The 10,325-nt window shown below is 68.1% G+C and carries 15 protein-coding genes and 2 pseudogenes; 12 read left to right on the forward strand and 5 right to left on the reverse strand.

Annotated elements, in window-relative coordinates:
* The 3 genes and pseudogenes from ASD25_RS32180 to ASD25_RS18365 all read left to right on the forward strand — a co-directional run.
* Positions 1 to 465, forward strand: a pseudogene (locus ASD25_RS32180) (carboxyl transferase domain-containing protein); the annotation flags it as partial.
* The gene (locus tag ASD25_RS29595) at positions 462 to 1,325 is read left to right on the forward strand and encodes a toll/interleukin-1 receptor domain-containing protein (protein WP_082560197.1); all 864 of its coding nucleotides are present in this window, start codon (positions 462 to 464) and stop codon (positions 1,323 to 1,325) included. The pseudogene ASD25_RS32180 and the gene ASD25_RS29595, both read left to right, overlap by 4 nt.
* Before the next feature lie 330 nt (positions 1,326 to 1,655).
* Entirely contained in the window at positions 1,656 to 1,898 is a 243-nt protein-coding gene (locus tag ASD25_RS18365; RefSeq protein ID WP_055832228.1) for a hypothetical protein, read from the forward strand.
* Positions 1,899 to 2,010: 112 nt separating this feature from the next.
* Here ASD25_RS18365 and ASD25_RS18370 read toward each other — a convergent pair whose 3' ends face one another.
* A complete protein-coding gene (locus tag ASD25_RS18370; RefSeq protein ID WP_055832230.1) occupies positions 2,011 to 2,415 on the reverse strand; it encodes a MerR family DNA-binding protein in 405 nt (134 codons plus the stop codon).
* 69 nt (positions 2,416 to 2,484) lie between these two features.
* On the opposite strand from ASD25_RS18370, the gene ASD25_RS18375 reads away from it, so the two are divergent.
* From ASD25_RS18375 to ASD25_RS18400, 6 genes are all read left to right on the forward strand, one after another.
* Positions 2,485 to 3,258: a MauE/DoxX family redox-associated membrane protein gene (locus ASD25_RS18375; RefSeq protein ID WP_055832232.1), complete on the forward strand. Its 774-nt coding sequence runs from the start codon at positions 2,485 to 2,487 to the stop codon at positions 3,256 to 3,258.
* A gap of 42 nt (positions 3,259 to 3,300) precedes the next feature.
* Positions 3,301 to 3,630 (forward strand): helix-turn-helix transcriptional regulator, encoded by a 330-nt coding sequence (locus tag ASD25_RS18380; RefSeq protein WP_055832234.1) that lies wholly within the window; start codon positions 3,301 to 3,303, stop codon positions 3,628 to 3,630.
* Positions 3,627 to 4,058: an SRPBCC domain-containing protein gene (locus tag ASD25_RS18385; protein ID WP_055832237.1), complete on the forward strand. Its 432-nt coding sequence runs from the start codon at positions 3,627 to 3,629 to the stop codon at positions 4,056 to 4,058. Before ASD25_RS18380 ends, ASD25_RS18385 begins: the two co-directional genes overlap by 4 nt.
* Positions 4,059 to 4,070: 12 nt before the next feature.
* A complete protein-coding gene (locus tag ASD25_RS18390) occupies positions 4,071 to 4,490 on the forward strand; it encodes a DUF1801 domain-containing protein (protein ID WP_055832239.1) in 420 nt (139 codons plus the stop codon).
* Positions 4,491 to 4,503: 13 nt separating this feature from the next.
* Entirely contained in the window at positions 4,504 to 4,923 is a 420-nt protein-coding gene (locus tag ASD25_RS18395) for a DUF1801 domain-containing protein (protein WP_055832241.1), read from the forward strand.
* A 61-nt stretch (positions 4,924 to 4,984) separates the two neighbouring features.
* Positions 4,985 to 5,470, forward strand: a complete 486-nt coding sequence (locus tag ASD25_RS18400) for a hypothetical protein (protein ID WP_055832243.1) — start codon at positions 4,985 to 4,987, stop codon at positions 5,468 to 5,470.
* Between the two features lie 39 nt (positions 5,471 to 5,509).
* On the opposite strand, the gene ASD25_RS18405 is transcribed toward ASD25_RS18400, so the two are convergent.
* Positions 5,510 to 5,950 carry a MarR family winged helix-turn-helix transcriptional regulator gene (locus ASD25_RS18405; protein ID WP_055832245.1) on the reverse strand — a complete coding sequence of 147 codons (441 nt, stop codon included), beginning with the start codon at positions 5,948 to 5,950 and terminating at the stop codon, positions 5,510 to 5,512.
* A 52-nt stretch (positions 5,951 to 6,002) separates the two neighbouring features.
* Between ASD25_RS18405 and ASD25_RS18410 the strand changes: the two genes are divergently transcribed.
* Together ASD25_RS18410 and ASD25_RS18415 are read left to right on the forward strand one after the other, a co-directional pair.
* Entirely contained in the window at positions 6,003 to 6,680 is a 678-nt protein-coding gene (locus ASD25_RS18410) for a glutathione S-transferase family protein (RefSeq protein WP_055832247.1), read from the forward strand.
* A gap of 18 nt (positions 6,681 to 6,698) precedes the next feature.
* Positions 6,699 to 7,229 carry a dihydrofolate reductase family protein gene (locus ASD25_RS18415; protein WP_055832248.1) on the forward strand — a complete coding sequence of 177 codons (531 nt, stop codon included), beginning with the start codon at positions 6,699 to 6,701 and terminating at the stop codon, positions 7,227 to 7,229.
* A 181-nt stretch (positions 7,230 to 7,410) separates the two neighbouring features.
* On the opposite strand, the gene ASD25_RS18420 is transcribed toward ASD25_RS18415, so the two are convergent.
* The 3 genes from ASD25_RS18420 to ASD25_RS18430 form a co-directional block, all read right to left on the reverse strand.
* A complete protein-coding gene (locus tag ASD25_RS18420) occupies positions 7,411 to 8,166 on the reverse strand; it encodes a pseudouridine synthase (protein WP_055832249.1) in 756 nt (251 codons plus the stop codon).
* Positions 8,167 to 8,208: 42 nt separating this feature from the next.
* Positions 8,209 to 8,724, reverse strand: coding sequence for a heme-binding protein (locus ASD25_RS18425; protein WP_055832250.1), 516 nt, complete (start codon positions 8,722 to 8,724; stop codon positions 8,209 to 8,211).
* Between the two features lie 75 nt (positions 8,725 to 8,799).
* Complete coding sequence (locus ASD25_RS18430) at positions 8,800 to 9,432, reverse strand: DUF938 domain-containing protein (RefSeq protein ID WP_055832251.1); 633 nt, start codon at positions 9,430 to 9,432, stop codon at positions 8,800 to 8,802.
* Between the two features lie 207 nt (positions 9,433 to 9,639).
* On the opposite strand from ASD25_RS18430, the pseudogene ASD25_RS18435 reads away from it, so the two are divergent.
* Positions 9,640 to 10,325: pseudogene (locus ASD25_RS18435) on the forward strand (phosphoenolpyruvate carboxykinase); the annotation flags it as partial.

A 10,325-nucleotide genomic window follows, 5' to 3' on the forward strand; every position in this document is an offset into this window, starting at 1 on the left:
CGGCTTCATGCCCGGCCCGGCTTCATGCCCGGCACGCGTCAGGAGTACGGCGGCCTGATCAAGCACGGCGCCAAGCTGCTGTTCGCCTATGCCGAGGCCACSGTGCCCAAGCTGACCGTCATCACSCGCAAGGCCTATGGCGGCGCCTATGACGTGATGAGCWSCAAACACCTGCGCGGCGACGTCAACTACGCCTGGCCCTCGGCCGAGATCGCCGTCATGGGCGCCAAGGGSGCGGTCGAGATCATCTTCCGCAAGGAGGCCGGCGACCCCGAGGCSCTGGCSGCSCGCGAGGCCGAGTACAAGGARMRSTTCGCCAACCCCTTCGTGGCGGCRGGCCTCGGCTATATCGACGACGTGATCATGCCGCACGGGACGCGGCGGCGGCTGATCCGGGCGCTACGGACGCTGAAGAACAAGCAGCTAGACAACCCGTGGAAGAAGCATGACAACATTCCCCTATGACGGACTCACACATCTTTATTAGCTGGTCTTTGCCAGCAAGTCAGAAAACGGCCCAAAAAGTCTACGAATTTTTTCGAAGACTATTTCCAACCTTTGGATTCTTTATTTCTTCGGAAAATATAAGCAGCGGCCAGCGCTGGTATGATGTGATCTCGGAGAAGCTCGATGCATGTAATGTTGGCATTGTCGTCGTAACTGCGGAAAATCATTTAAGGCCTTGGATCCACTATGAAGCCGGCGCGCTAGCCAAGGTTGTTACAAAAGCGCGCGTTATGCCGCTGTTATGTGGCGTTCCAACTCGGTTGATCGCCGACACGCCCCTCAGTGCCTTCCAAGCAGCGGACCTGAACAAGTTTGGAATCCAGCGGATTGCTGACTCGATCCGCGAGATGACGGGCTACGGTCAGTTGGACGCGGACTTCTCTGAACATTTCGAGTCGCTTTGGTCCCGTTACGGAGAAGCGCTTTGTGAAGTGCATAGGCCGGACAGCGAGAGCAATACGCCGGCTCCCGAGCCGGTCAGTCCCGTTGACTCGGAAACGAATTCTCGCCTCGACCAGTTGACCGAAATCGTGCGCTCTATGGAAGCTCGCCTTCCTCATCGCCCACTTACTGAGGCTGATGTCGCACGCATTGCTGGAAATCACTTCAGCGCGGGCATCGTTGGCCAAGGCGAACTGGCCACAATGAGCGTTGAAGAAGTAGTCAAAGCTCTTGGCCGAGATACGCTCTCGCCACGCGCTCGAAATGCCTTGGCGAACTGGGACACTGTGTCCAACGCACTCGCCGCGAATCCAACTGTGAAGAATCCGCCGAGACGCGGACTTCTCAGCCCGGACGAACCTTCTGATTCTAACTAAATCTCATCCTGACCAACCTCCTCTTCCTCTGCTCCCGCAACCGCCTCCGCTCCCCCACGGCCGAGCAGGTGTTCGCGTCCCACCCCGGAGTCGGGACCGCCTCCGCCGGCCTGGCGCCCGACCTTCCTTTCGTCATCCTCCGGCAAGCCGCGCCTTCGCGGCGCAGACCGGGGGACCCAGCGGCGCGCGAGAGCGCGAACCTGTCCCGGACTCCGTCGTCAAACAGCGTGCCTGAACAGATCGCCTTCGGCGCCGCTGGGTCCCCCGGTCTCGCTGCGCTCGCCGGAGGATGACGAAAGGACAACAGGACGGGCCCACCTCATCTTCGTCATGGAGCGCGCCCACCGCGCCAAACTCCTGCGCCGCTTCAAACCGCAGCTGAAGCGCGCCCGCGTCATCCGCCTCGACATCCCCGACGACGACGCCTTCATGCAGCCCGAGCTGGTGGCGCTGCTGGAGAAGAAGGCCGGGTCGTTCCTCTGGCGTCCTTCTCCCGCAAGGGGGAACGGCGCGGGGTCGCCTGCGTCCGCTTTTGACGTACCGGCCGGCTATCATCCCAGTCCAGGTCTTTGACAACCGAACCCCGTCGCGCCGTAGAGGCGCGCCGCCGCCCGTCCGGTGGACGAGTTGGACGACCTGGACCGTGTTTTTTCGCGGAACCGTCCATGCGCCGACCGCGCTGACCTCACCCCTCGAACGCCTCCAGGATCGGGCAGGGCCCTTTCCCCCCGCCCGCGCAAGCCCCCGCCAGTCGCCGCAGCGCCGCGCGCGCCGCCTCCAGTTCGGCGATCCGGGCATCCAGCTCCGCCAGCCGCGCCTCGGCCAGGGCCAGCGCCCGGCCGCGGTCCTCGCCCGCGTCCAGCGCCAGCAGCTCCCCGATCTGCTCGAGGGTGAAGCCCGCCCCCTGCGCCTGGCGGATGAACCTCAGCCGCCGCACATCCTCCGCCCCGTAGCGCCGCACGCCGCCGCCGAGCCCCGCGCCCTCCGGTCGCGGCGGCGTCTCCAGCAGGCCGCGCCGCTGGTAGTAGCGCACCGTCTCCACGCCCACGCCGCCGGCCCTGGCCAGCCGCGCGATGGTCATACCGGTCATGCCTTGACTCCGTACCATGGTCCGGACCCTACATGGGGGGCGGATCGTTATCGGCAACAGGAGAAACCCATGTCCGACCAGACCGCCGCCGCCCCCAGGACCGCCGTCCTCCACCGCATGGTCATGGCCGACCACGTCTGCCCCTATGGCCGGAAGTCGCTCTGGCTGCTGCGCCGCAAGGGCTACGCCGTCCAGGACCACCATCTGAAGACCCGCGAGGAGACCGACGCCTTCAAGGCCGTGCACGGCGTCAGGACCACGCCCCAGACCTTCATCGGCGGCGTCCGCATCGGCGGCCATGACGACCTGCGCCGCTTCTTCGGCGAGACGGTCCCGGAGGAGGGGGCGACCAGCTACACCCCCGTGCTGGCCGTCTTCGCCGTCGCCGCCCTGATCGCCCTGGCGATCGACTGGCTGTCGCTGCGGGCGATCACCGCGATGGTCCTGCCCAATTTCATCGCCACGGCCATGTGTCTGCTGGCCATGCTGAAGCTGCAGGACGTCGAGAAATTCTCGACCATGTTCCTCAACTACGACCTGCTGGCCCGGCGCTGGGTGCCCTACGGCTACATCTATCCCTTCGCCGAGCTGGGCGCAGGCGTGCTGATGCTGGCCGGCGCCCTGACCTGGCTGTCGGCCCCGGTCGCCCTGTTCATCGGCGGGATCGGCGCGGTGTCGGTGTTCAAGGCCGTCTATGTCGACAAGCGCGAGCTCAAATGCGCCTGCGTCGGCGGCGCCTCCAATGTCCCGCTGGGTTTCGTCTCCCTTACCGAGAACCTGATGATGGTCGTCATGGCGGTGTGGATGCTGGCGGCGGCGGCCTCGGGCTTGACTCACCCATAACCCGCCAGCTATGCGTCCAATCCATAGCTCTGGAGTTATGGATTGAACCCGCCGCCCGCCCACGACGTCCTGTTCCGGACCCTCGCCGACCCCACCCGGCGGGCCCTGTTCGAACGTCTGTGCCGCGACGGCGAGACCACGGTCGGGGTGCTGACGGCCCAGGCCGGGGTGTCGCAGCCGGCCGTGTCCAGACATCTCGGGGTGCTGAAACAGGCCGGGCTGGTGCGTGACCGGCCCGACGGCCGCCAGACCCACTACAGCGCCCGGCTCGAGGCCCTCGCCCCGCTGGCGGACTGGACCGGCCGCATGACCGGCTTCTGGGAAGCCCGCATCGACCACCTCGAGGACCTGCTCAAAAGGATGGACCAATGACCGCCGCCGCGACCGAAACCCGCTCCGTCGTCATCGAGCGGGACATCCCGTTTCCGCCCGGGAAGCTGTGGCGCGCCCTGACGCAGCCGCACCTGATCGAGGAATGGCTGATGAAGAACGACTTCCGGCCGGTGGTCGGCCACAGCTTCAGGCTCAGCGGCGACTGGGGCGGGGTGCTGGACTGCGAGGTCCTGACCGTCGAGCCGGAGAGGACTCTCTCCTACACCTGGGACTACGCCCACGACGATCCGGCCTATGCGATGAAGAGCGTGGTGACCTTCACCCTGACCCCGACGGACGCGGGAACGCATCTGCGCGTGGAGCAGGCCGGCTTCCGCCCCGATCAGAAACAGGCCTTCGGCGGCGCCAACGCCGGCTGGCGGCAGTTCCTCGCGAAGCTGGAACAGGTGGTGGCGCGGGCCGATTGAGGAGGCGACCTGATGACCGACAAGCCAGAGAAACCCGTCCTGCTCTCGGGCGGCAATCCCCAGATCCCCAAGGGCCATGGCGACGCCCCGGTCCAGGCGTGGATCGCCGCCGCCCCGGGCTGGAAAAGCGACGCCGCCCGCCGCCTCGACGCCCTGATCACGCGCATGGTTCCCGGCGTGCGGAAGGCGGTCAAATGGAACACCCCGCTGTACGGCGTCGAGGAGGGGGCCTGGTTTGCCGGCTTCCACGCCTTCGACCGCTATCTGAAGCTGGCCTTCTACCGCGGCGCGTCGCTGGACCCCGTTCCGCCCGTGGGCTCGAAGCACAAGGACGTGCGCTATTTCCACATCCACGAGGGCGACCCGCTCGACGAGACTCGACTGGCCGACTGGATCCGGCAGGCCAGCCGGCTGCCCGGCGAGCGCATGTGACGGAGGAACGACCATGGGAAAGATGGACATCGACCCGGCCGAGGCCGGTCTTTCCGCCCCGCAACGGATCGACGCGAAGATCGCGGCCCTCGGCGACTGGCGCGGCCGGACCCTCGCCCGCATCCGCGCCCTCGTCCACGAGGCTGACCCGGAGGTGGTCGAGACGGTGAAATGGGGCCGCGTCCCGGTGTGGGAGCGCGCCGGCATCCTCACCACCGGCGAGGTCTACAAGACCGCCGTCAAGATGACCTTCGCCAAGGGCGCCGCGCTGGAGGACCCCTCCGGCCTGTTCAACGCCAGCCTCGAGGGAAGCACCCGCCGCGCCGTCGATTTCCACGAGGGGGACGTGATCGACGCGGAGGCCCTGAAGGCCCTCGTCCGCGCCGCCGTGGCGCTGAACCTCTCCAACACAACTAAAGCGAGAAAAAAGTAGCTCGCGGTCACAACCTGTGATAACCCTTGGTTGTCTTCAACCGACACCAAGGGAGGTCATCATGCTTTACGACAACGTAGCGGCGCAGTTCTTCACCTCGGCCGGCGACGACCGCGGCACCAGCGCCTATTTCGTCTATCCGGGCGGGATCCTGAGGGCCAAGACGGCGACGCACACCCTGCATGTGCGGCCGGGCAAGAACCTCTGCTTCGTCCGCTCGGCCGACGCCGACACCGTGCTGCAGCGGGGCGTCGCCAGCGTGGCGCACAACGGCGGCGCCGTCACCCTGACCCTCGGCAACGCCGCGACCGTGGCGGCCCGCAAGGCCTCGGGCGGCGGTTACGACACCCCGGTCGACTTCTTCCTCGAGGATGACGGGACCTACGACAGCGGCCGGCACGTCGGCCACGCCATCACCGGCGCCTTCGACGCGGGCAACAGCGGCATCACCCTGGCCGACATCAACCGGGTCAAGGCGACCCAGGTGAACGGGACCGACACCGCCATCACCGGCGCCAACGCCGATGTGAATATCGACCACCAGTGAGCGACCTTCCTTCTCCCCTTTCGGGAGAAGGGCAGGGGCTCATCCCACCTGCCGCAAACCCGCCCGCAGCGCGTCCCCGGCGCCGGCCAGTCCGGCCTCGATCGCCCCATGCTCGCGCACCCAGATCGGCGTGGCCGCCGCCAGCAGCGCCCGACCCGCGTCGGTCAGGGCCGGACGGCGGCTGCGCCGGTCCTTCGGATCGACGCCGAGGACGACCGCGCCCATCCGCTCCAGCGGCTTCAGATTGGCCGTCACCGTCGACCGGTCCATGGCCAGCAGCGCCGCCACCGCGCCTATGGTCGGCGGCTCGGGCCGGTTCAGTCCGTTCAGCAGCGAGAACTGGCCGCTGGTGATGCCCAGGCCGCGAAAGGCCTCGTCGAACCGCCGCGACAGGGTCCGCGCCGCGCGCTGGGCATGCAGGCACAGGCAATGGTCGCGGATGTGCAGGGTGGCGGCGAAGGCGGCGGGCACGTTTGACATGGCGTCAATTATGTTGATATCAACGCAACTGTCAAACGGGAGGGAGCCCGCCATGATCAAGGTCACCGCCTTCAGATGGGTCCCGCCCTTCGCCCAGGGCTCGGTCCGCGACATCCGCGTGCGCTGGGCGCTGGAGGAGGCGGGTCTGGGCTATGACGACCACCTGATCGGCTTCGAGGACCAGGCGACGCCGGCCTATCGCGCGAAACAGCCCTTCGGCCAGGTCCCCGCCTTCAGCGACGGCAAGGTCGAGATGTTCGAGAGCGGCGCCATCGTCCTCTACATCGCCCAGAGTTCTGACCAGCTGATGCCCGCCGACGAGGCCGGGCGCGCCATGGTCATGACCTGGCTGTTCGCGGCCTCCAACAGCGTCGAGCCCTGTGTGGCCGAGCTGGCCGGCATCGACCTGTTCCATGCCGACAAGGCCTGGGCGAAGGAGCGCCGTCCCGAGGTCGAGACCATGTTGCGCAAGCGGCTGGGCGATCTGCAGGCCGCGCTCGGCGACCGCCGGTGGTTCGCCTGCGACCGCTTCAGCGCCGCCGATATCCTGATGACCCATGTGCTGCGCGACCTGCGCCATACCGACATCCTCGCCGACTATCCTGCGCTGGCCGACTATGTGGTCCGGGCCGAGGCCCGCCCGGCCTTCCAGCGTGCGCTGGCCGACCAGATGAAGCCGTTCCGGGCGGCGGAGGCGGCGCGGCCGGAACTCGCCGCGGGCCGGGCCTAGACAGGGGGAGTTTCCGGCATGGCCCGGCTCGTGTTTGGAATGAATGTGTCGCTCGACGGCTACGTCGACCACGAGAAGTTCGCGCCCGATCCGGTGCTCTTTCGTCACTGGATAGAACAGGTGCGGGGCGCGACGGGCAGCATCTACGGCCGCCGCCTGTATGAAATCATGCGCTACTGGGAACAGGACGATCCCGACTGGACCCCGGATCTTCAGGCGTTCGCGGCGGCGTGGCGCGCCGAACGCAAATGGGTCGTGTCGCGCTCCCTGACCTCGGTCGGTCCCAACGCCACCCTTGTCTCAGGCGACATGGAGGGCGTGATCCGCGGGCTGAAGACCGACCTGGAGGGCGACATCCACGTCGGCGGGCCGGTTCTGGCGCAAAGCCTGACCGACCTCGGTCTGATCGATGAATATCGCCTCTACCTCCATCCCGTCGTCCTGGGTCAGGGCGCTCCGTTCTTCGCCGTCCCCCGGCCGCCGCTCCGCCTTGTCGCCCATGACCGGATCGGCGGGGAAGCGATCCGGTTGACCTATGTGCCCGCGTGATGGCGTCACGCCGCGATGCGACCGATTCTGACGCACCGGGCTGATACGGTGCGTCCCTGGGCCTTCGATCGAACGCCTCTCAGCCCGGCGAAGGCGCACGCCGTGCACGCCCATTCCGGAGAAGCGGACGGAGCGGACTCTTTGGACGAGTTGGACGAGTTGGACGGTGTTTTTCGGAGTCTCAGCCGACCAGCGCCGCCCGCTCCTCGGCGGTCAGCATCCGCCATTTGCCCTCGGGCAGATTGTCCAGTTTCAGTGGCCCGATCCGTACACGGATCAAATCCACAACCTCCAGATCCACCATCTCGCACATCCGCCGGATCTGCCGGTTGCGACCCTCGCGCAGGATGAATTTCAGCCGGAAGGACTCCATCCGGCTGACGTAGGCGGGCTTCAGCTGACGCCCGTCCAGCATCAGGCCGTGGCGCAGGATCTTCAGCTTCTTCTCGGTCACGTCGCCGGCGACGCGGACCAGATATTCCTTGTCCAGATCGGATTGCGGCCCGATCACCGCCTTGGCCACCACCCCGTCCGACGACAGCAGCAGCAGGCCCCGCGAATCCTCATCCAGCCGGCCGATCGGGGGCAGGGAGGCGTCCTCGGGCGGGACCGCGCCCTCGCCGACCCGGTTGGCCTCGGTGATCAGCCGCACCGCCGGGATCTTGTCCGGCTCCGGCTGGCCCGAGACGTACCCCAGCGGCTTGTGCATGACGATGGTCACGCCCTCGGCCAGGGCCGCCGTCGCCCGGTCGTTCAGCGTCAGCGTCTGTCCGGTTTCCAGCTTGCGGCCCGCGTCGGTCACCACCTCGCCGTCGACCGAGACGAGGCCGTCGGCGATCAGGGCGTCGGCCTCGCGCCGCGAGCAGACGCCGGTCTGGCCCAGCCATTTGTTGATCCGGACCGGCTCGGGGCCGTCATAGGTGCGGGAAAACGCCATGCGGGTCCGTAGCCGCAGGGCGAAGCCGGGTCCAGCCGCCGATCAGCCGCCGAGGGCGGCGGCTATGGCGGCTCGCGCGACCTCGTCGTCCTGCGCCGAGGATGCGCCAGAGACGCCGATGGCTCCGACCACCCGGCCGTCGACCACGATCGGTACGCCGCCGGCGACGGGCACGATCCCGTCGATGGCCAGCAGGGCGATGCGCCCTGCGGCCAGCCGCTCCTCCGCCGAGGCGGAGGCGGTGCGGAACCGGGCCGCGGACCGGGCCTTGGCCTGGGCGACAGTGATCGAGCCGTACTGGACGTCGTCCATCCGCCCGAAGGCCACCAGCTCCCCCGATGGCTCGACCACGGCGATGGCCAGGCGGAAACCGCGGGCGCGGCCCGCCTCGACGGCGCGATCGATCAGCGCCTGCGCCGCCTCCAGCCCGATCGGCGCGCCATAGGGCGGAGCCGGAGCCGGAGCCGGAGCAGCGGCCGGCGCGGCCGTCGGCGGCGTCTGCCCCCACGCCGGAGCCGCGGTGGCCAGAACAGCCAGAACAAGGAGGAGACGTTTCATGTCGGCGCTTTCGATCAGGTTCAGCCAAGCTTGGGGTCGATGCCCTCACATCTCCGCCGGAAGCACAAGGGCCGGTCAGACCCGCCGGAACAACAGCATCAGATTGTTCGCCGGCATCTCGACCCGCCGTGTCAGAGCCAGCCCTTCCACCTTCGCCGCCGCCGCAACCTCGTCCCGGTCTCTCAGTCCCCAAGCCGGATGGCGGGCTTTCAGGCTCTCGTCGAAGGCCGCGTTCGACGCCGCCAGCGGCATCTCCGGCTCGCGATACGGCCCGTACAGGACCAGCAGGCCGCCGACGGCCAGCCGGCTCCCGGCCAGCGCCATCAGCCCCTCCGTCGCCGCCCAGGGGCTGATGTGGATCATGTTTATGCAGACCACGACCCGCAGCGGTCCCTCCGGCCAGGTTGCGGGGTCCAGCACGTCCAGCGCCAGCGGCGCGCGCAGATTGGGCAGGCCCGCCCCCGCGGCCCAGGCCGCGATGCTGGCCCGGGCCTCGACCGACGGATCGCTGGGCGTCCAGTCCAGGCCGGGCAGGGCCCCGGCGAAGGCCACGGCGTGTTCGCCCGAACCCGCCGCGATCTCCAGCACCCGTCCCCGGGCCGGCAGATGGGCCCGCAGAATCTGCAGGATCGGCCCGGTGTTCCGCGCGACGGCGGGCGAGGCGAGGGCGCCGGAGGGAGTCGGGGAAACGGAGTCCATCGTCTGCATGCCTGTCCGGATACTCCGCGCGGCCGCCCGCAGGGAACGGAAATATGCAGGGGCAGCCGGGCGTTCGGCCTGCGAGAGGTTGAAACGTGCATCGGTTGACGCGGCGTCCGCTTCGGTGTCATTCCGGCTGAAACATTGCGTGATGAGCCACGCAAGGGAAGAGCCACGGCGGCGTCAGATCGCCGGGCGACGTTCAGGAGAGTGCGCGTGACGGACACCATTCCCGGCCTGCATCCGGCCCCCACCAACCACGCCGGCCTGGTCGCCTGGGTCGGGCAGATCGCCGCCCTGACGAAGCCGGCGCGCGTCCACTGGTGCGACGGCTCGGAGGCCGAAAAGGCCGCCATCGTCGCCGACCTGATCGGCAAGGGCACGCTGCGCGAGCTCGACCAGACCAAACGCCCCGGCTGCTACTACGCCGCCTCGGACCCGAAGGACGTGGCCCGCGTCGAGAGCCGCACCTTCATCTGCTCGGCCAACCAGATCGACGCCGGCCCGACCAACAACTGGTCTGACCCGGTCGAGATGCGCGCGCGGCTCAACGGCCTGTTCGACGGCTGCATGGCCGGCCGGACGATGTACGTCGTGCCCTTCTCCATGGGCCCGCTGGGCTCGAAGATCAGCGCCCTCGGCGTCGAGATCACCGACAGCGGCTATGTCGCCGTGTCGATGGGCATCATGACCCGCATGGGCCAGCCGGCGCTGGACGTGCTGGGCGATGACGGCGTCTTCGTGCCCGCCGTCCACACCCTGGGCGCGCCCCTGGCGGAGGGTCAGGCCGACGTGCCGTGGCCCTGCAACGACGACAAGTGGATCGTCCACTATCCCGAGACCCGCGAGATCTGGTCCTATGGCTCCGGCTATGGCGGCAACGCCCTGCTGGGCAAGAAATG

This window comes from Brevundimonas sp. Root1423 (assembly GCF_001426805.1).